This is a genomic window from Rhodovarius sp., assembly GCF_040399605.1.
GTDB lineage: Bacteria > Pseudomonadota > Alphaproteobacteria > Acetobacterales > Acetobacteraceae > Rhodovarius > Rhodovarius crocodyli_A.
In genome coordinates this window covers 22482-42619 of the sequence record NZ_JBBARU010000010.1, presented here as the reverse complement: position 1 = coordinate 42619, position 20138 = coordinate 22482, and the positions used below count along the sequence as shown (strand labels likewise).

The 20138-nt window shown below is 66.9% G+C and carries 17 protein-coding genes; 8 read left to right on the top strand and 9 right to left on the bottom strand.

Annotated features, from left to right (window positions below; translation table 11 throughout):
* Position 1 precedes the first annotated feature (1 nt).
* Both ABWP84_RS05215 and ABWP84_RS05210 read left to right on the top strand, forming a co-directional pair.
* On the top strand, positions 2 to 1477 hold the full coding sequence (locus ABWP84_RS05215; RefSeq protein WP_353210939.1) for a tetratricopeptide repeat protein: 1476 nt from the start codon (positions 2 to 4) through the stop codon (positions 1475 to 1477).
* Positions 1474 to 3792 (top strand): tetratricopeptide repeat protein, encoded by a 2319-nt coding sequence (locus ABWP84_RS05210; RefSeq protein ID WP_353210938.1) that lies wholly within the window; start codon positions 1474 to 1476, stop codon positions 3790 to 3792. The genes ABWP84_RS05215 and ABWP84_RS05210 overlap by 4 nt, the downstream gene beginning before the upstream one ends.
* Here the strand turns inward: ABWP84_RS05210 and ABWP84_RS05205 are convergent.
* The 3 genes from ABWP84_RS05205 to ABWP84_RS05195 are packed head-to-tail and all read right to left on the bottom strand — an operon-like array spanning position 3789 to position 6930.
* Positions 3789 to 4550, bottom strand: coding sequence for a peptidase (locus tag ABWP84_RS05205; protein WP_353210937.1), 762 nt, complete (start codon positions 4548 to 4550; stop codon positions 3789 to 3791). The two genes, ABWP84_RS05210 and ABWP84_RS05205, sit on opposite strands and share 4 nt — an antisense overlap.
* Entirely contained in the window at positions 4547 to 5479 is a 933-nt protein-coding gene (locus ABWP84_RS05200) for an alpha-E domain-containing protein (protein ID WP_353210936.1), read from the bottom strand. Before ABWP84_RS05200 ends, ABWP84_RS05205 begins: the two co-directional genes overlap by 4 nt.
* Positions 5479 to 6930 (bottom strand): circularly permuted type 2 ATP-grasp protein, encoded by a 1452-nt coding sequence (locus ABWP84_RS05195; protein ID WP_408904240.1) that lies wholly within the window; start codon positions 6928 to 6930, stop codon positions 5479 to 5481. Before ABWP84_RS05195 ends, ABWP84_RS05200 begins: the two co-directional genes overlap by 1 nt.
* Positions 6931 to 7088: 158 nt before the next feature.
* Here ABWP84_RS05195 and ABWP84_RS05190 point away from each other — a divergent pair, with 158 nt between their 5' ends.
* Complete coding sequence (locus ABWP84_RS05190; protein WP_353210970.1) at positions 7089 to 7682, top strand: thiamine pyrophosphate-binding protein; 594 nt, start codon at positions 7089 to 7091, stop codon at positions 7680 to 7682.
* On the top strand, positions 7679 to 8686 hold the full coding sequence (locus ABWP84_RS05185) for a thiamine pyrophosphate-dependent enzyme (protein ID WP_353210935.1): 1008 nt from the start codon (positions 7679 to 7681) through the stop codon (positions 8684 to 8686). The genes ABWP84_RS05190 and ABWP84_RS05185 overlap by 4 nt, the downstream gene beginning before the upstream one ends.
* Before the next feature lie 10 nt (positions 8687 to 8696).
* Here the strand turns inward: ABWP84_RS05185 and ABWP84_RS05180 are convergent, their stop codons facing one another.
* From ABWP84_RS05180 to ABWP84_RS05165, 4 genes are read right to left on the bottom strand one after another with little or no spacing between them, the layout of a single operon-like run.
* Complete coding sequence (locus tag ABWP84_RS05180; protein ID WP_353210934.1) at positions 8697 to 9647, bottom strand: tripartite tricarboxylate transporter substrate-binding protein; 951 nt, start codon at positions 9645 to 9647, stop codon at positions 8697 to 8699.
* 13 nt (positions 9648 to 9660) lie between these two features.
* Positions 9661 to 10743, bottom strand: coding sequence for a toxic anion resistance protein (locus ABWP84_RS05175; protein ID WP_353210933.1), 1083 nt, complete (start codon positions 10741 to 10743; stop codon positions 9661 to 9663).
* A 4-nt stretch (positions 10744 to 10747) separates the two neighbouring features.
* Positions 10748 to 11485: a hypothetical protein gene (locus tag ABWP84_RS05170; RefSeq protein WP_353210932.1), complete on the bottom strand. Its 738-nt coding sequence runs from the start codon at positions 11483 to 11485 to the stop codon at positions 10748 to 10750.
* The gene (locus tag ABWP84_RS05165; protein ID WP_353210931.1) at positions 11482 to 11661 is read right to left on the bottom strand and encodes a hypothetical protein; all 180 of its coding nucleotides are present in this window, start codon (positions 11659 to 11661) and stop codon (positions 11482 to 11484) included. The genes ABWP84_RS05170 and ABWP84_RS05165 overlap by 4 nt, the downstream gene beginning before the upstream one ends.
* Positions 11662 to 11775: 114 nt before the next feature.
* Here ABWP84_RS05165 and ABWP84_RS05160 point away from each other — a divergent pair, with 114 nt between their 5' ends.
* From ABWP84_RS05160 to ABWP84_RS05145, 4 genes are all read left to right on the top strand, one after another.
* Positions 11776 to 12705, top strand: a complete 930-nt coding sequence (locus ABWP84_RS05160; protein WP_353210930.1) for a 3-hydroxyacyl-CoA dehydrogenase — start codon at positions 11776 to 11778, stop codon at positions 12703 to 12705.
* 268 nt (positions 12706 to 12973) lie between these two features.
* The gene (locus tag ABWP84_RS05155; RefSeq protein WP_353210929.1) at positions 12974 to 14086 is read left to right on the top strand and encodes a CaiB/BaiF CoA-transferase family protein; all 1113 of its coding nucleotides are present in this window, start codon (positions 12974 to 12976) and stop codon (positions 14084 to 14086) included.
* A 2-nt stretch (positions 14087 to 14088) separates the two neighbouring features.
* Positions 14089 to 15225 (top strand): acyl-CoA dehydrogenase family protein, encoded by a 1137-nt coding sequence (locus tag ABWP84_RS05150; RefSeq protein ID WP_353210928.1) that lies wholly within the window; start codon positions 14089 to 14091, stop codon positions 15223 to 15225.
* A gap of 175 nt (positions 15226 to 15400) precedes the next feature.
* Positions 15401 to 16348 (top strand): tripartite tricarboxylate transporter substrate binding protein, encoded by a 948-nt coding sequence (locus ABWP84_RS05145; RefSeq protein ID WP_353210927.1) that lies wholly within the window; start codon positions 15401 to 15403, stop codon positions 16346 to 16348.
* 8 nt (positions 16349 to 16356) lie between these two features.
* On the opposite strand, the gene ABWP84_RS05140 is transcribed toward ABWP84_RS05145, so the two are convergent.
* Both ABWP84_RS05140 and ABWP84_RS05135 read right to left on the bottom strand, forming a co-directional pair.
* Positions 16357 to 17748 (bottom strand): sigma-54 dependent transcriptional regulator, encoded by a 1392-nt coding sequence (locus ABWP84_RS05140; RefSeq protein ID WP_353210926.1) that lies wholly within the window; start codon positions 17746 to 17748, stop codon positions 16357 to 16359.
* 21 nt (positions 17749 to 17769) lie between these two features.
* The gene (locus ABWP84_RS05135; RefSeq protein ID WP_353210925.1) at positions 17770 to 20133 is read right to left on the bottom strand and encodes a PAS domain-containing sensor histidine kinase; all 2364 of its coding nucleotides are present in this window, start codon (positions 20131 to 20133) and stop codon (positions 17770 to 17772) included.
* Positions 20134 to 20138: the final 5 nt, after the last annotated feature.

Here is a 20138-nt window from a genome sequence, read left to right as displayed (position 1 = left end):
CATGATCACCCTGCATTCCCTCCCGCCCGCGCAAAACGCGCCCCATCCCGCATCGCCACGCCCGGGGCTTGCCGCCCGCCTCCTGGCCGAGGGCGAGCGGCTGCTTGCCGCCCAACGCCCGGCAGAGGCGCTGCCGCTGCTCCAAAGCGCGGCCGAAGCGCTGGCCGATGGCCGGGCCTGGCTGCTGCTGGGTGAGGCATCGCTGCAACTCAACAATCCCGTCGCCGCCGCTGAGGCCGCCGCCGCCGCCCGTGCGGTCGAGGGGGCAACACCGGCGGTTCTGGTCTTGGCAGGCCGTGCCCTGCTCAGCATGGGCCGCCCGGAAGAGGCGCTGGCCGAGGCGGCGGAGGCTGTTCTGATCGACCGGCACGGCCATGACGTGCGCTTGCTGCTGGGCCAAACCCTGAAAGCCTGTGACCGGCATGATGAGGCGCTGGCGGTGCTGGGCGAACTTTGGCAGGAAGCCCCCGGGGATAGCGGGGCAACGCTGCGCCTGGCCGATGCATTGATGCATGCCGGCAGCCATGACGCCGCAGCCGAGCTTCTGGCCCATATGCTCGATAATGCCGCGCTGGCCGGCCAGGCCCGCAGCCAGGCCCTGCTCTTGCGGGCACAGAATGCGCAGCGCCGCGGCAACCTCGAAGCGGCGCTGGCGGCTGCGCTGGCCGGTCTAGAGGAAACCGGCGCCGATGCAGCGTTGCACAGCACCGCCGCCCATGCGCTGCTCGCCATGCGGCGCATGGGCGATGCGAAGCCGCATTTGCTCATCGCCCATCGCCTGGCGCCGGATGATGGCTATTTGGCGCATCTCGCCGCCAGTGTCGGCGCCTTCCTGCCGGAGCGCGCCGATGCGCAATATGTCAGCCGTGTTTTTGACGGTTATGCCCCCCGCTTCGAGGCTGCGCTGCTTGGCCTGGGCTACCGCGCGCCGGGCCTGATCCTGCGCCAGTTTGAGGCGCTGCTGCCGGGGCTCGGGGCCGAATACAAGCTCCGCAACCTGCTCGATCTGGGCTGCGGCACCGGGCTGATCGGCCTCGTGCTGCATGACGTGGTGGCAGGCAGCATCAAGGGCGTGGACCTCTCGGCCGGCATGCTGGCGGCGGCGCAGGCAAAGGGCATCTACACAGAGCTGCGGCAGGCCGAGATCAATGCCGCGCTGCTGGCCGACCAGGAGCAATGGCACGCCATCGTGGCGGCCGATGTCTTCATATATTTCGGGACGCTGGAGGCCACTTTGGCCGCCATTGGCCGCCGCCTGGCACCCGATGGCTGGTTCGTCTTCACCACCGAGGCGCTGGATGGCCCACAGGCCTGGGAGCTGGGGGAAACCGGCCGCTTTCGCCACAGCGAGGCCGGGCTGCTCCAGGCCCTCGCCACCGCAGGGCTGGAGCCCGTGGTGCTGCGGCGCGAGGCGTTGCGGCGGGAGGGTCCGGCCATCCTGGATGGTTTCCTGGTGGTGGCGAAGCGGGCGCTATGAGCCCCCCCCTCGCCCCCTTCCGCCTCGCGCTCAGCGCGCTCTCATCCGGCCAGACCGAGGCTGCGCTGCCGCTGCTGCGCCAATGTCTGGATCGTGGCGAGGATGTCGCCCTGGCCGGCCTCAACCTTGGCATCGCCCTGACCAATCTCGGCCATCTGGCCGAGGCTGTGCCGCATTTGCAGGCCGCCTGCTTGGCGCTGCCGGATCTGGCCGAGCCACGCTTTCGGCTGGGCCAGATCGCCGGCCAGCAGGAGCGCATCGCCGCGGCACGCGCCCTCTTCCACGAGGCGCTGATATTGGAGCCTGAACATGTGACGAGCATGGCCGGCCTCGCCATGTTGGATGAAGCCCAGGGCAATGCCGATGGCGCCCTGCAATGGGTGGCCCAGGCCCTGCTCCTGGCGCCGAGAGAAGCTGGGCTTCTGGTGATGCAAGCCCGGTTTTCGGACGATGTTGCATTATGCCGGGCGCTGCTGAGCCAGGGCCTGGGCGGCGTGGATGCCGTGAAACTTGCCGCCCAACGCCTCGACTTGGCCGAATTGCGTGAGGCGGCCTCGGCGGCACCGCTGGAATGGCGCTGGCAGGCTGCGCTGGGCCTGGCGCAACTGACGGCGGAGGAAGTGGATGCCGGCATCGCCGCGCTGCGCCTCGCCTGCATTTTCTCCGATGATGCGCCGGAATTGCAGGGGCTGCTGGGCTTACAACTCGCCGAGCAACGCCGCGATGCCGAGGCCGAGCCGCTGCTCGCCGCCGGCATCGCCGCCAGCCATGGCGATGCCGAGTTGCGCGCCAGTTACGCCCTCACCCTATTGCGGCTGGACCGCCTGGCCGAGGCCCGCCTCGCCTTTGAGGCCGCCATTGCCGATTTTGGTCCGCATCCCAGCCTCATCTGCAATCTCGCCCTCACCCTGAGCAACCAGGGGCTACAGGAGGAAGCGCTGCGCATCAGTGATGAGGGCGGCGATACGGTGGCCAGTTTGGGCTGCCGCATGGGCATTCAACCCTATCACCCCATCGAGGGCAGCGCCGCCGCGCTGCACCGCACCGCAAGCCGCCTGGGCGCAGCCCTGCCCCATCCCCCGCTCTTGCCGCATCCGCCGGGCTTTGACCCGGAGCGCCGGCTGCGGGTGGGCTTCTTCGGTGCCCGCCTCGGCCGCCACCCGGTGGGCTGGCTGACACTGAGCGCCATCGAGGCCCTGCCCGAGGCCGAAATCGAGGTGGCCTGCTATTCCCTCAAAACAATGGATGATGCGCTGGGCCGCCGCTTCCAGGCACGGGCCGATCTGTGGCGCGATCTCTCGCCCCGGCTGGATGATGCCGCCCTCGCGGCCGCCATCCGCGCTGATGCCCCCGATATCGTGGTCGATCTCGGCGGCCATGGCGAGGGCGGGCGGGTCACCGCACTCGCCTATCGCGCAGCCCCGGTGCAGATCAAATGGGTCGGCGCGCAATCGGCCACCACCGGCGTGCCGTCCATGGATTGGATGCTCACCGATGCCTGGCAAACCCCCCCGGGCAGCGAAGCGCATTACACTGAAGCGCTGCTGCGCATGCCCGATGGCTACGCCTGTTACACGCCCCCGCCCTGGGCACCGGATGTGGCCCCCCTGCCAGCGCTCTCCCGTGGCCATGTCACTTTTGGTTGCTTTAACAACTTATTAAAGATCACACCGGCAGTGCTGGCGGCCTGGGGGCAAATCCTCACCACCCTGCCCCGGGCGAGGCTCATCCTGCGCACCCATGCGCTGCGCGATGCGCCCACACGCGCAGCACTCATCACCCGCGCCGCAGCCGCCGCCATTCCGCTCGAACGGCTGGAACTGCATGGCCCTTCGTCGCATGAGGAATTGCTCGCCGCCTATGCCGAGATCGACATCGCGCTCGACCCCTTCCCCTATGCCGGCGGCCTCACCGCCTGTGAGGCGCTGTGGATGGGCGCGCCCTTGGTCGCCATGGCGGGCAGCAGCTTCGCCGGCCGCCATGCCGTATCGCATCTCAACAATATCGGCCTGGGCCATTGGGTGGCCGAGGATGTCGAGGGTTATGTCGCCCGCGCCGTGGCGGCAGCCCATTCACTGCCTGCCCTGGCCGAACTGCGCGCGGGCATGCGCGCGCGGATGAAAGCCTCACCGCTGATGGATGCACCGCGCTTCGCCGCCAACCTCACCGCAGCGCTGCGCCATGCCTGGCGCCTGCGCTGCGCTCAAACCCAGCCGCTTAAACCATCATCCGTTCAAACGGAGCGGATAAAGATGCTCGACAAACAGAAGCTTATAGCCTGTGCAGCGAGCCGAGGCGCAGGGAAAAGGCTCTAAACCCAGTCAGGCGCGGGCAGCGCCAAATAAGCGGCACGCAGCGCGGACGACCAGCCCTGCCGCACCTTGGTGAAGTAGGGGTCGTCATCGGCAATGCGCCGCCATTGCGCGATGCGCAGCCCATCGCGGCGCAGCATCAGCAGGTCCATCGGCAGGCCCACAGTCAGGTTCGAGCGCAGCGTGCTGTCCATCGACACCAGCGCCAGCTTCAGCCCATCGCTAAGCGAAGTGTCGAAGGTGAGGCCGCGATCGAGGATGGGTTTGCCGTATTTGTGCTCGCCAATTTGTAGGAAGGGCGTATCGGCCGTGGCCTCGATGAAATTGCCGGCGGCGTAAATGAGGAAGAGCCGCGGCGCCTCCGCCCCAATCTGCCCGCCCACCAGCAGGCTGCAGTCAAAGCCAATGCCCTGGGCGGCCAGCGTGAGCCCATCGGCGGCAAACACCGCGCGCACCGCCGCGCCCACCAGCTGCGCCGCCTGGAACATATTCGCCACATCGCTGAGGTGCCGCCGCTGGCCATCCAACTGCACCCCCTGCTGCAAATGCCCAGAGACGGCCTGGGTGATGGCGAGGTTGCCCGCCGTGCAAATGCCAATCACCCGCTCGCCCGGCTGCTCGATCACCTGCAGCTTGGAAAAGGTGGAGATATTATCCACCCCCGCATTGGTGCGGGTATCACCCAGCATGATGATCCCCGCCTGCAGGCATAGCCCCACGCAATAGGTCATCCGCCCCTCCTCCCGCTCAGGCCTATTCAAGCGCGAATATAGAAGCCCTCAATGGCCGCGCCCAGCGCCGCGGCGGTCTCGATCTTGCGGGTGAGGAAGAGATGCAACCCCTCGGCGAAAATATCCTCGATGCGGGCATAGCGCAGCGTGGCGTGCAATTGCCCGGCCATGCGGTGGCATTCACCCCGCCTGCCGCCCTGCTCGGTGGCAATCGCCTCCAGAATCTCCGACACCCGGCCAAAACAGGCCATCAGGCTGCGCGGCAATTCCGGCCGCAGGATCAGCAATTCGGCAATGCGCCGTGGCTCCAGCCGGTCCCGATAGACCCATTGATAGGCCCGCCCGGCCGAGGCCGAGGCTAAAATCGCCTGCCATTGCGCATATTCCGCCGTCTCGCCCACCGCGAGCATGCCATGGCGCACATCCAGCAGCCGGGCGGAATTATCGGCCCGCTCAAGCGCCGTGCCCAGCTCCACAAAGCGCCAAGCCTCGCCGCGCAGCATGGTGTCATGCGCCGCACCATTGAACAGCAGCACCCGCTCGCGCACCCAGTCGAGAAATTCCGGCAGCGCCTCGCCCTCGATCTGGCTGAGGTCCAATTTGCGCAGGCGGTTCCAACTGTCGTTCAGCGCGCTCCACATATCGACGGTGAGCGCGGTGCGCACCGCCCGGCCATTGCGCCGCGCGGCATCAAAGCAGGTGACGATGCCGCTGGGATTATCCTCATCGCGCACCAGCCAATCCACCACCGCCTCCTGGGTGATGGCGGGGTATTTCTCGCTGAAGGCGGCCTCGCCGCCGCTGGCGATGAGCAGCGCCCGCCATTCCGCGCCATCGCCACCCAGCGAAGCGGAGAGTGAGGCCATGCGGCTGGCCACCCCCAGGCCACGGGCGATATTGGCCGCCCGCTCCGTGTAGCGGCCGAGCCAGAACAGGCATTCCGCGGTGCTGCTGAGCATCAGCCACCCCCCTGCGATTGCGCCGGGGCCGGCTGGGGCGACGCCTCCTCGAGCACCCAAGTGTCCTTGGTGCCGCCCCCCTGGCTGGAATTGACCACGAGCGAGCCCTCCCGCAGCGCCACCCGGGTGAGGCCACCGGGCACCATGGTGATCTCCTGCCGGCCAAACAGAATGAAGGGCCTGAGATCCACATGGCGGGGCGCGATGCCACCCTCTGCCAATGTGGGCACGGTGGAGAGGGCGAGGGTGGGCTGGGCGATGTAATCGCCGGGCTTGTCCTGAATGCGCCGGGCGAATTCGGCGCGCATATCCGCATCGGCATGCGGGCCTATCATCATGCCATAGCCGCCCGAGCCACGGGCCAGCTTCACCACGAGCTTTTCCAAATTCGCCAGCACCTCGGCACGATCGCCCTCGCGCTCGCACAAATAGGTCGGCACATTGGCCAGTCGAGGCTCCTCCTCCAGATAAAACCGCACCATGTCGGGCACGTAAGGATAGATCGCCTTGTCATCGGCGATGCCCGCACCCGGCGCATTGGCCAGCGTCACATTGCCGGCCTTATAGGCGCGCATCACCCCTGGCAGCCCCACCAGGCTATCGGGGCGGAAGCATTCAGGGTCGAGAAAATCATCATCAATGCGCCGGTAAATGACATCCACCCGCTTGGGGCCCGCGGTGGTGCGCATGAAGACCACGTCATTCTCAACAAAAAGGTCCGCACCTTCCACCACCTCCACGCCCATCTCATCGGCAAGGAAGCAATGCTCGTAATAGGCAGAATTGAAGCTGCCGGGGGTGAGGATGACCACATTGGGGTTGGGCCCTGCCCGCTCGGGCGCCACCGATTTGAGCGTGGCCAGCAAATGCTCGGGGTAGCGGTTGACGGGTGCGAGGCGGTGCCGGGCGCAAAGCCGTGGAAACAGCCGCAGCATCGCCTCGCGGTTTTCCAGCATGTAGGAGACGCCCGATGGCGTGCGGCAATTATCCTCCAGCACAAAGAAATCATCCGCCCCGGTGCGCACCATATCGATGCCTGAAATATGGGTGTAGATGCCCCCCGGCGGCCGGAACCCCACCATATGCGGCTGATAGGCCTCATTCTCCAGCACCAGGGCCTGGGGGATGATCCCGGCCTTGAGGATGCGCCGCTCATTATACACATCGGCCAAAAAGGCGTTCAGCGCCCGCACCCGCTGCTCCAGCCCAGCCGAGAGTGCCCGCCATTCACTCGCGGCAATAATGCGTGGGATGATGTCAAAGGGGATGAGCCGCTCCGGGTCGCCGCCTTCGCCATAGACGGCAAAGGTGATGCCCAGGCGGCGGAACAGCAGCTCCGCCTCGGCGCTTTTCTGCCGCAGGCGCTCAAGCGGGGTGCGCGCGAGCCAAGCCTCGATTTCGGCATAGGTGGCGGCTGCGAGATCGCCATCGCGCATTTCATCGAAAGCCATGCTCAATCCCGACACTCCGCAACCTTGCCCAGCACAGGCACATGGCATGGCCGGCAGGGCAAGTGGAAGCTTTATCATCCCCGCAAGATGCGAAGCGGGGTCTGCCCAAAGCCGGGGCACTCGCACTATCCTGCGACCAAGGAACGAGGACACCCGTGATGATCGTGGCAGAGATGGTGATGGCAGCTTTGCGGGCGGCGGGTGCGCGCTGCCTCTTTGGTGTGCCCGGTGGCGGCAGCAGCCTGGAGCTGATGGCCGCCGCCCGGGCCGAGGGCATGGCATTCTACCTCGCCCGCACCGAGACGGGGGCGGCCATCATGGCCGGCGCCATGGCCGAGCTGAGCGGGGCCCCCTGCCCGGTGCTGACCACCCGCGGCCCCGGCGTCTCGGCCGCCGCCAATGGCCTGGCCAATGCCAGCCTGGAGCGCGCGCCGGTTGTGCTGCTGGCCGATGGGTTTTCGCCCCGCGAGCGCGCCTTCGCCTGCCACCAATATTTCGACCATGCCGGGCTGATGCGCCCGGTGACCAAGGCGCAGCTGCGCGCCGATACCGCCCCCGGCGAGGCCATCGCCGCCGCCCTGCAAGCCGCCCTCACCCCCCCGCTTGGCCCTGTGCTGCTGGAGATCACCGGGGAAGCGGCCCGTGCCGAGGCCCCCAACCCGCCCCCTTCAAACGCCCCGCCCCCCGCCCGCCCGAGGCCCCTGCCCTCGCCGCCGCCCAATCCCTCATCGCCCAGGCCCGCCGGCCGGTGATCATCGCCGGGCTGGAGGCGCTGCCCGCCAGCCGCGCATTGCGCACCCTGGCCGAGGCCATGGGCTGCCCGGTGCTGGTCACCTACAAGGCCAAGGGCGCGCTGGCCGATGCGCATCCGCTCTTTGGCGGTGTCTTCACCGGCGGTGCCGCGGAGGCGGCGCTGCTACACCAGGCCGATCTCATCCTGCTGGCCGGGGCTGATCCGGTGGAATTCGTCAGCCAACCCTGGCGCTACGCCGCCCCGGTGATCGATGTGGCGAGCGTGCCGCGCCAGCCGCATTATTTTGCCGCCGCCGCCGCGCTGCATGGCGATGTGGGGCTGGCCCTGGCCGAACTCACCGCCACGGGCAGCGACTGGAGGGCAGAGGAGATCGCCCGGGCACGCCATGGCTGGGCGGCCTCACTGACCAATGGCCCGAGCCAGGGCAATCGCGGCATCTCGCCCCAAGCGGTGGTAGAACTGGCCCAGGCCGCCTGCCGAGAGGCCGGGCGCCACCCCAGGGTGAGCGTGGATGCGGGTGCGCATATGTTCCCCTGCACCAGCTTCTGGCAGGCGGAGGAGCCGGGCGACCTGCTGATTTCCAATGGTCTGGCCAGCATGGGCTTTGCCCTGCCCGCCGGTATTGCCGCCGCGCTGTATGACCCACAGCGCGGCGCCATCGCCTTCACCGGTGATGGTGGGCTGCTGATGTGCCTGGGCGAATTGGCCACCGCCGCGACTCTGGGGGTAAAGCTGACCGTGGTGGTGTTCAATGACGCCACACTCTCGCTCATCGATATCAAAAAGGGCGAGCGCGCCCTGCCCGAAGGCGGGCTGGATTGGCCGATGGTGGATTTCGCCGCGGTGATGCAAGGCTGCGGTGGCCTCGCCTTCCGCGCCGATGACGAAGCGGGCTTCGCCGAGGCCATGGCGGCGGCGCTGGCCGCACCGGGCGTCTCACTGGTGGATGCGCGGGTGGACCCGGCCAGCTACCCCGCGCAGATCAAGGCGCTGCGGGGGTAATGGCGGCCGCTCAATCCGGCCGGATGTTATTCTCCCGCACGACCCGGCCCCAAACCTCCATCTGGCCATCGAGGAAGGCGCCAAACGCCGCGCCATCGCCGGCCACCACATCCACGCCCAGCTGATCCGTCAGCCGCGAGCGCACCTCAGGCAGGTTCAGCACCTCACGCACCGCCGCCTCCATCCGGGTACGGATTGGCGCGGGCGTGGTGGCGGGCCCCAGCACGCCCCAAAAGGCTTGGGCATTGATGCCCGGCACGCCAAGCTCGGCCATCGTCGGCACCTGCGGCAGGGCAGAGACGCGCGCGCCCGAAGTCACCGCCAGCGGCACCACGGTGCCCTCGCGCAGCAGCGCGGTAAAGACGGTGAGGGTGGCCACATAGAGGTCGCATTCCGCCGAGGCCGCCGCCGTCACCAGCGGCCCACCGCCGCGATAGGGCACATGCACCACCTTGAAATTGCCATTCACCTGGGCGAGCGACATCGTCAGATGCGCCAGCGAGCCATTGCCGATGGTGCCATAGGTCACCGTATCTGGCCGCGCCCGGGCGGCGGCCAGCATGGCGGGGAAATCCGCCCAGGGGCGGCTGCGATGCTTCAGCACCAAATTGGGCGCGGTGCCAATCAGCATCACCGGCGCCAGATCACGCTTGGAATCAAAGCCTATATTCGGGATCAGGAAGGGGTTCACGGCATGGGTGTCGAACACCACCGCCCATGTCGTGCCATCCCCCGCCGCGCGGGCCACCTGCTGCGCGCCGAGCGCGCCCGAGGCACCTGGGCGGTTCTCCACCACCACCGGCGCACCCAGAATGCTGGCCAGATGCGGCTGCATCAACCGCGCCACCATATCGGTGCTGCCACCGGGCGGAAAACCCACCACCAGGCGAATGGCATTGTTCTGCGCCAAGGCAGGCATGGCGAGCGGTGCGGCCAGCAGCGCGCGGCGAAGAATGGTCATAACGTATCCCCGATCAATTATTCGCCGCTTGCCCCCGGGCGCGGGCAGATGTCAAGGCACGGCGGATTTCAGCCTCGCACAGCGCCAATTCCTGCACCGCCGCCGCGCGGCCGGCGCGGCCCTCATCGGCGATCTTCAGGCTATCCTCAATGGTGCCGATCAGCGCCGCATTGGCGCGCTTCACCGCTTCAAGGTCAAAGACCCCACGCTCCAACTCCCGCCGGGCTTCGAGATTGCCACGGCGCAGCGTCTCGGCATTGGCGGTGAGGAGCTGATTGGTCAGGTCAGTGGCCGATTTCACCGCCGCCCCCGCCTCACGCATGCGGTGAATGGCCAGCGCCTGGGCCAATTGCTGGCGCCAGAGCGGCACGGTATTGGCCATCACCGAATGGATTTTCGCCGCCAGCGCCTTGTCATTTTCCTGGATCAGCCGGATCGAGGGCAGCGCCTGCATCGCGACCTGCCGGGTCAGGCGCAAATCATGCACCCGGCGCTCCAGGTCATCGCGGGTGGCCCGGGCATCGCGCAATTTTTGTGGTGCCAGCGGGTCGTGCTCATTATCGGCGGCGCGAACCAGGGCGGGCAGCGTCTCAGCATCGGTGTTCGCCAGCACGAGTTCACCCGCGGCAATATGGTCGGCCAGGCCATGAAACCATTCCAGCGTCGCGTCATAAAGCCGGTCCAGCCGCTCAACATCCTCCAGCAGCACGGTGCGATGGCGGTCCAGCCGGTCGCCTATCGCCTCAATCTGCCCGCGCACCGTCTCATAGCGCATGACGATGTTGCCCAGCTGCGCCTTCGCCCCTCCCAGCAGCCGGCCGATCAACCCCGGCTTTTCCGCCAGCTTGGTAACATCAAAGCCGCGCAATTGGCCGAGCATGGCCTGCAGGCTCGCCCCCGCCTCGCCGGCCTGCTGGCTCTTCGCCCCTTCCAGCATGGCGTCCGCCGCCTCCTGCGCCCGGGTCTGGGTGGCGGCACCAAAGCGCAGGATGGAGGCCGGCTCGGCCAGATCAATGGCGCCAGCCAGGCGGTTGATCTCGGCCTGCCGCTCGGCACTCATCCCCGGCGGCAGCGTCGCCTTGGCGATGTCACTCATGATCCTAGCCTCCTCCCTCGCGCAGCCGCTCCGCCATGACCTTCACCTGAATGTCCAGCGCCTCGGTCTCGGCCGCGCGCATGCGGGCACGCCATTCATCGGCGGCATTGGCGATGCCGTCCAGCAGGGGGGCGAGGCTGGCCGGCGGCTCGGCCCCCGCCTCCAGCCGCACCAATATCCGATCCAGCCCATCCAACTGCATGGCCAGAAAGCGCCGCGCCTCGGGAATGCGCTCGGGGCGGGGGATCATGTCGCGCAGCAGCCTCTCCAGCGCCTCCACCGTCACCCGCAGCTGCGGCGCCAGGGGCAGAACCGGCGCGCCCCAGACCATGCGGGCGCGCAAAGCGGCAAGGCGGTCCTCCGCCTCCTGCAATGGTGCGGGCACGGCGATGGGCTCGGGCGGGGGCGGCGGGGCCTCGGCCTCGGGGATGTCATCCGTCAGCAGCCGCACGCCCGCCCAGGCACCAAAGCCCAGCGCCACCGCAATCGGCGGCCAAAGCTGTACGCCCAACCCCGCCACCAGCCCCGCCGCCACGCCAAACAGCACCGCCCCGCGCCGCATATCCCCAGCCTGCCCGCGCTGCATGCGCAGCCCCGCCAGAACCAGCAACCCGATCCCCAGCATGGCCGCCAGCAGCCCCACCCCCTGGCCAAACAAAACGCCAATGGGCAGCTTCAACAGCAGCGGCCAGCCAAAGCCGACCAGCAGCCAAACGCGCAGCCCGGCAAAGCGGCCCCTCATCGGCGAAACAGTGTGGCAAAGGCGGGCAGCCACAGGCAGAGAAACAACAGCCCAAAGCCCAGCATGTAGCGCAAAGCCAGGGGCAATTGCGGCCAAAGCGGCAGGCGCGCCGCCACGTGGGCCATTCTTGCCCGTCTCTCCCGCTGGCCCAGCCTGTCCTCATCGCGTCGTCGCATGGCGGATAGATCGCCCCTTCCAGCCCGCGATCAAGCCTGCCGGCGGAAAACCTTCCGGCTTTCCAGCAGCCCCAAAGCGAGAGACACTCCCACCAACACAAGGGAGGCATGAATATGGACAATATCGCCATCATCGGCACAGGGCTGATCGGGCGCTCCTGGGCGATGGTCTTCGCCCGGGCAGGGCATAGCGTGCGCATCTGGGATGCCGAGCCGCGCGCCGCCCAGGCCGCCATCGGCATCATCCATGAAAGGCTGGGCGATCTGAGCGCCGCGGGGTTGCTGGCCGAGACGCCGGCCATGGTGGCCGCTCGCATCACCGCCGTTGGCAGCATGGAAGAATGCCTCGCCGGCGCCGCCTATGTGCAGGAGAACGGCCCCGAGCGGCTCGACCCTAAAATCGCCCTCTTCGCCGCCATGGATGCGATATGCGGCCCTGAGGTGATTCTGGCCTCCTCCACCAGCGGCATCCCCGCCTCGGCCTTCACCGAAGCCCTGCCCGGCCGCGCGCGCTGCCTCGTCGCCCATCCGGTCAATCCGCCCTATCTCGTGCCGCTGGTCGAGCTGGTGGGCGCGCCCTGGACCGCGCCCGAAGTGATCGCCCGCGCGCGGAGCCTGATGGACAGCGTCAAGCAAGTCCCCGTGGTGGCCCATAAGGAAACCCGCGGCTTCGTGCTGAACCGCCTGCAGGCCGCCCTGGTGGCCGAGGCCTTCCGCATGGTGCGCGATGGGGTGATGAGCGTGGAGGATGTGGATGCCTGCGTGAAGCACGGGCTCGGCCTGCGCTGGGCCTTCATGGGCCCGTTTGAGACCTGCGACCTCAACGCCCCCGGCGGCATCCCCGATTACGCCCTGCGCTATGGCCCGCTGCTGAGCCAGCTCACCGAGGAAATGCCGCCCTATGATTTCGACGCCCCCACCGTGGCGCGGGTGGCGGCCGAGCGCCGCGCCCTGGTGCCCGAAGCGGGTTTGGGCGAGCGCGCCGCCTGGCGTGACCGTGAGCTGATGGCCCTAGTCGCCCATAAGGCGAAGCGGGGCGGTTAGTCGGTTGCAGGACAATTCTGATGGCGGGAGAAAAGAGCGAAAGGCCTTTGCCCTCTCGCGCTCTCCCACCAGGGTCGACATGTATGTCGACGGTTTTCCTGGACCTTTGTTTAATTTTAAAATCAATACACTAATGAAGGTGCAGGAAACTCGTCGACATACATGTCGACCCTGCTGGGGTGCTCGAGGGGCAAAGCCCCTCGATCTTACTTTTCACTTATTGTTCGTTTCTATTGAACCTACCCGCAACAAAGAGGGAGAGACGCCAATGGGGCCGCTAGCCGGGCTTCGGGTGCTGGAAATGGCCGGAATCGGCCCCGGGCCGTTCTGTGCCATGCTGTTGGCCGATATGGGCGCCGATGTGGTGCGGATCGACCGTGCCGATGGCCCGCCGGGTTCGCCCAGCGACGTCACCGGCCGCGGCCGCCGCTCCATCGCGCTCGACCTCAAGCGCCCCGCCTCCATCGCCGCCGTGTTGCGGCTGGTGGAGGGCGCGGATGCGCTGATCGAGGGTTTTCGCCCCGGGGTGATGGAACGCCTCGGCCTCGGCCCTGAGGTCTGCCGCGCGAAAAACCCCCGCCTAGTTTATGGCCGGATGACCGGCTGGGGCCAGAGCGGCCCGCTCGCCCCCAGTGCGGGGCATGACATCAATTATATCGCCATCTCCGGCGCGCTGGATGCGATAGGCCCCACGGAAGCGCCCGTGCCGCCGCTTAATCTGGTGGGCGATTACGGCGGTGGTGGCATGCTGCTGGCCATGGGGCTGATGGCCGCCCTGCTGCATGCCCAGCGCAGCGGCCAGGGCCAGGTGGTGGATGCGGCGATGAGTGATGGCGCCGCGCTGCTGATGGCGCCCATTTACGGCATGCGCGCCGCCGGGCGATGGGACGCGCCGCGCGGTGGCAATCTTTTGGATGGCGGCGCGCCGTTTTATGGCACGTATCGCTGCGCCTGCGGCGGGTTTCTGGCGGTGGGGCCGATTGAGCCGCAATTCTTCGCCCTCTTCATCCAGCGCCTGGGGCTGGATGAGGCCGATTTCACCGCCCGCAATGACCGCGCCCATTGGCCCGCCTTACGGGTGCGCCTCGCCACCGCCATCGCAACCCGCGGGCGCGACGAATGGGCCAAGATCTTCGCCGGCAGCGATGCCTGCGTGGCCCCGGTGCTGAGCATGGCAGAGGCGCCCTTCCACCCGCATAATGTCGCGCGCAACAGTTTTTTTGAGCGCGATGGCGTGACGCAACCCGCCCCCGCGCCACGCTTCTCCGCCACCCCGGCCGAGGCCCCCGCCCCCGCCCCCCTGCGCGGCGAACACAGCCACAGCATCCTGCGCGAGGCGGGCTTCTCCGCTGCCGAAATTGCCGAATTGACCGAGGGATAAAAATGACCCCGCGTAAAATCTTCACCGCCGAGCATGAAATGTTCCGCGACCAGGTCCGCCGCTTCGTCGAGCGCGAGATCGCCCCGCATCATCGGCAATGGGAGCATGATGGCATCGTGCCCCGCGAAGTCTGGCGCCGCGCCGGCGAACAGGGCCTGCTTTGCACCATGCTGGCCGAGGAATATGGCGGGGCTGGCGGCGATTTCGGCCATGCCGCCATCGTGCTGGAGGAATTGGCCCGGGTGAATGCCTCGGGCGTCGCCTTCCAATTGCATAGCGATATCGTGGTGCCCTATTTCGCCGCCTATGCCAGCGCGGCGAAAAAAGCCGAATGGTTGCCGAAAATGGCTGCCGGCGAGATGATCACCGCCATTGCCATGACCGAACCGGGCATGGGCAGCGACCTCAAGGCCATGCGCAGTTCCGCCCGGCGGGATGGCGATCACTGGGTGATCAACGGCTCAAAAACCTTCATTTCCTCAGGCCAGAATGCCGGCATTGTCGTGGTCTGCTGCAAGACAGACCCAGAGGCGGGCCGGCGCGGCATTTCGCTGATCGCGGTGGAGGAGGGCACGCCCGGCTTCACCAAGGGCCGCAACCTCGAGAAAATCGGCATGCATGCGCAGGACACTTCGGAGCTGTTCTTCGACAATGTCCGCGTGCCGCTGGACAATCTGCTGGGCGAGGAAAATCGCGGCTTCTACCAATTGATGCACCAATTGCCGCAGGAGCGGCTGATCATCGCCATCCGGGCTGGCATCTCCATGGAGGTAATGCTGGCCAAGACCATCGAATATGCGCGGGAGCGAAAAGTCTTCGGCCAGCCGGTGTTCGATTTCCAGACCCATCGCTTCACCCTGGCCAGCGCCAAGGCCGAGATCGCGATGTTCCGCATTTACCTCGATGATTGCATCGCCCGCCACATGGCAGGCCAGCTTTCCGCCGAGGATGCGGCGGCCGCCAAGCTGCTGGGCACCGAGATGCAAAACCGGCTGCTGGATCAATTTCTGCAAATCCATGGTGGTTATGGCTATATGGCAGAATATGAGATCGGCCGCGCCTGGGCGGATGCCCGGGTTGGGCGGATCTATGGTGGCTCGAGCGAGGTGATGAAGGAGATCATCGCCCGCACCTTGTGAGGCAGAATAGTGAGATATTCTCTTTGTTTTGCAAGGAAAATATGCCATATGTTCGGCATCATCGGCCGCCGGTTTGGCCGGCCCGGCGAATTTGTCCGTTTATGCAGCTTTCGCGCCGATGCCTAAAACCTCTTCGCTCGCGGGCGTGAGACACGACGATAAGGGAGTATAAAAAATGCAACGCAGAACCCTGCTGGCCTCGGCGCTGGCTATGCCCGCCTTGGCGCAGAGCGGCTTCCCCAACCGCCCCATCACCCTGCAAATCTCCTTCCCGCCAGGTGGCGCCACCGATGTGCAAATGCGCGGCTTTGCCGAGGCCGCCACGCGCGCCATGGGCCAGACGGTGCAAATCGAAAACCGCCCCGGCGGCGGCGGCACCATCCCCGCCGCCAATATGCGCAACACCAGGCCCGATGGTTACACCCTGGCGCAATTCATCCTGCCCTCGATGCGCCTGCCCTTCATGCAGCGAATGAGCTATAATCCGCGCACCGATTTCACCCCCATCATCCACCTCACCGGCTATCTCTTCATGGTCTGCGTTCGGGCGGAAAGCCCCTATCGCACATGGGCAGATTTGGTGGCGGATGCCAAACGCCGCCCGGGCGAGGTGCGCATGGGCAATACCGGCGCCAATGGCACGCCCCACCTTAGCCTGATCGACCTGGCCGAGCGCGAGGGTATCAACATCACCCATGTCCCCTTCCGCGGTGAGGGCGATGCGGTGCCCTCCCTGCTGGGCGGCCATATCGAGGCCTCGGGCACCGGCTCGGGCGTGCTGTCCCTCATCGCCGAGGGGCGGCTTCGCGCGCTCAATGTCTGGTCGCGCGAGAGGGTGGCGAAAATCCCCGATGTGCCGACGCTGATCGAGCTGGGCCATTCCGATATGGTCATCACCTCGCCCTATGGCCTGGTGGGGCCGCAGGGCATGGACCCTGGCGTGGTGCGCGCATTGCATGATGGCTTTCGCATCGCCGCCCATGACCCGGCGCATATCGCCACCCTGGCGCGGCTGGACCAGCCGCTGGAATACCTCAACAGCGCCGACTACGCGGCCTTCATCCAGCGCACCACGAATGAGGAAGAGGCGCGGGTGCGAAGGCTGGGCTTAGCTGGGGGCTGAGGGGGCGCTTAGGCGCTCCCCGCCCTATCCTCCGCCTGCACGCCCAAGAACTTCAGCTTGCGGTGCAGCGCGCTGCGCTCCATGCCCACAAAGGTCGCGGTGCGGGAAATATTGCCGCCAAAGCGCAGCAGCTGCGCTTCAAGATATTGGCGTTCGAACAATTCGCGCGCCTCGCGCAGGGGCAGGATCATGATCTCGCTGGAGCGATCGAGCTTCAGCATGGCCGGCGCCGCCGCCCCCACTTCCGGGGGCAGCATCTCGGCCCGGATGGGTGAACCACTATCGCCCGGGGCCATGATCAACAGCCAGTCGATGAGGTTGCGCAGTTGGCGCACATTGCCCGGCCAGTCATAGGTCTGCAACGCGGCCAGGGTATCGGGGCTCATATCGCGCGGGGCGATGCCCGAGGTCTCGCCCGAACGCGCCATGAAGTGCCGCGCCAGCGCCGGAATATCCTCCCGCCGCTCGCGCAGGGCGGGAATACGCAGCGGCACAACGGAGAGGCGGTAGAATAAATCCTCACGGAAGCGCCCGGCGGTGATTTCGCCCTGCAAGTCTCGATTGGTGGTGGCAATGACCCGCACATCGACATTGACCCGCACCGAGCCGCCAATGCGCGAGAAGCCCTGATCCTGCAGCGCGCGCACGATCTTGCCCTGGGTTTCGAGTGGCATATCCGCCACCTCATCGAGCAGCAGCGTGCCGCCATGGGCGCGTTCCAGCACGCCCGCGCGGCGCGGGCCATCGGCCGAGGGTTCCACGCCGAAGAGTTCTTCTTCGATCCGTGCGGGGTTCATCGTGGCGCAATTGATCGCGACAAAGGGTCCATCCACCCGCCGTGAGCGGGCATGGATCATCCGCGCCACCACCTCCTTGCCCGCACCCGCGGGGCCCGAGATGAGCACGCGTGAGCCGGTGGGCGCCACACGATCAACGGCCGTGCGCAATTGGCTGACGGCAGTGGAAATGCCCACAAGCTCCGTCTCCGGCCCCGCCCGCATGCGCAATTCGCTGATCTCGCGCTGCAGCTTCGCCGCCTCCAGCGCGCGGCTGACAATCAGCAGCAGCCGGTCGGATTTGAACGGTTTTTCAACGAAGTCATAGGCGCCGATCTGAATCGCCTGCACCGCTGTCTCGATCGTGCCATGGCCTGAGATCATGATGCAGGGGATTTGCGGTTCTTCGAGATGCAGCGCGTTGAGAATACCCAGGCCATCGAGCTTGGAGCCCTGCAGCCAGATATCGAGGATCACCAGCGAAGGCCGCCGGGCGCGAAACGCCGCCAAGGCGGCATCGCTGTTATGCGCCTGTCGGGTCTCATAGCCCTCATCGGAGAGAATACCCTCGATTAGGGTCCGGATATCCGGCTCGTCATCCACGATCAGGATGTCATGCGCCATGCAACACCCCCTTTTGGCAAATCATCGGTGATCCCGCGTCGCGGCGGTGGCGACCGCCGCCACGCCCACGCCTTCCATGGCATCTTCAGCCGCGCCGCGCCAGGGCAGGCGCAGGGTGGCGCGCGCGCCCCGGGCATCGGGCGCATCGTCCAAAATCAGTGTACCACCATGATCTTCCATGATTTTCTTGACAATGGCGAGGCCCAGCCCGGTGCCCTTCACCTTATGGGTAACATAGGGCTCGGCCAGTCTTTCGCGTTCCTCGCCCCCGGGCAGGCCGATTCCATCATCAGTGACCGAGATCAGCGCCGAATCATCCTCCGCCGTCAGCCGCAGGGTGATCTCGCCACGCACCTCTCCAGGCGGGGGCGGCGGGTCGCTCTGCGGGCGCTCCTGCTCGGCGCGCATGGCAATGGCATCGGCGGCATTGGTCAGCAGATTGGTCAGCGCCTGGCCCATAAGCCGCCGGTCACAGGCGGCGATGATCTCGCGCCCTGGCAATTCAACCCGATAGGTGATGCCGCCATGGGCGTGGCGCTGCAGCACCAGCGCCTCCTCGATCAGCCGATGCAGTTTTTCCGGCTTGATGACCGGCTGCGGCATGCGGGCAAAGGCGGAGAATTCATCCACCATCCGGCCAATATCGCCCACCTGACGGACGATGGTGTCGGTGCATTGGGTGAAGGTCTCCGGGTCGTCATGGATCTGCTTGAGGTAGCGCCGCTTCAGTCGCTCGGCCGAGAGCTGGATCGGGGTGAGCGGGTTCTTGATCTCATGGGCGATGCGCCGCGCCACATCGGCCCAGGCCGCCTGGCGCTGCGCCGTCAGCAGGGCGGTGATGTCATCGAAGGTCAGCACATAGCCCGAAACATTATCCTCGCTCGTCTCGGCCGAAATGCGCGCCAGCAGGGTCCGCCGCGCCGAGGGCGGGCCGATGCGGATTTCAGCGGTCGCCGCGCCCCCGCCCGAGCGCATCAATTCCAGCAGAGGGGCGAATTCGGGCACCAGCTCAGCGAGGTCGCGGCTGGCCGCGGCATCGAGATCAAGGCCTAGCAATTCGCTCGCCCTGCGATTGGGCAAATGGATGGAGCCATCGGCATCAAGGCCGATCACCCCTGCCGAAACCCCCGCCAGCACCCCCTCAATGAAGCGCCGGCGCTCATCGATCTGCCGATAGGCCTCCATGAGTTCATTGCGCTGGCCGGCCAACTGATTGGTCATTCGGTTGAAGGCGCGGCTGAGGGTGGTCACCTCATCATCCGAGGTGCCCTCATCCACCCGCACCGAAAGGTCGCCCGAGCGCACCCGCTCGGCCGCATGGATCAGCTTGCCGATAGGGCGCGCCAATTGATTGGCCAGCACGAGCCCGATCAGGATCGCCGCCAGCAGCACCAACAAGGCTGCGATGGCGAAAATCATCACGAAGGTGATCTGCAGGCCGGAGCGGTTGCGGTCCAGATTGTCATAGGCCTCCACCGCAGCCTCGGTGCGCTGCATATGCTCGATCACCTGCGGGTCAACCGGGCGGCCGATCATCAGCAGCAGCCCGGTTGCGGGGGCGAGGGCGATGACGGCGCGCGCACGGTTATTCTCCTCACCGGTCAAGACCACCACCTCGCCCGAGCGCGCCATCTCGATGGCGGAATGCGGGGGCGGGTCGAGCTGAAAACCGGCCGAGACGCCAGCATGGGCGATGACGCGGCCCAGCACCGGCTCAAAAACCACCGCCTCCGTGAGGCCGCGCACCCCGGCCTGGGTGCCCAGCACCCGCGCGAAGGTCAGGGATTGCTCCGGCAATAGCACCACGGCGCGGTTGAGGTCATTGGCCATGGCGAAGGCATCGGCGCGAATATTCTGCTGATGCTCGGCCAGATAGGCGCGGCTGGCCAGCAGCGAGGCATCGAGCGCGGTGCGCACCCGGTCACTGAACCAGGCCTGGATGCCCAGGTTGAAGAACAGCGCGGCAAACCCTGCCACCAGCATGGACGGCACAATGGCCACGACCGAGAACAGCACCACCAGCCGCGTGTGCAGCTTGGAGCCGGCATAGCCCCGCCGCCGATCCGCCCACATCCGCACCAGCCGCCCGGCCAGGGCAGCAAAGAGCAGCAGCAGAAACGCCATGGCGGCGAGCACCATGCCCACCACCTGCCCAGGGCGCGTGGGCCCAAGCGGGCTGCCATCGCTGAGCACGGTGAAGGTGAGCACGCCCATCAGCAGCGCGCCTGCGGCAAGGCCAAGCGTCACACCCCGGCCGAGCAACAGGTCAGACAGGCGGCGCAGCAGGCCACGCGGCTCACGCGGCTGGGCGGCGTCACGGCGCGAGATACGCTCGGCCGAGCTTTGCCCGGCAGCGCCAAAGCGCAGCGCGGGCAGGATTTTCATCAATT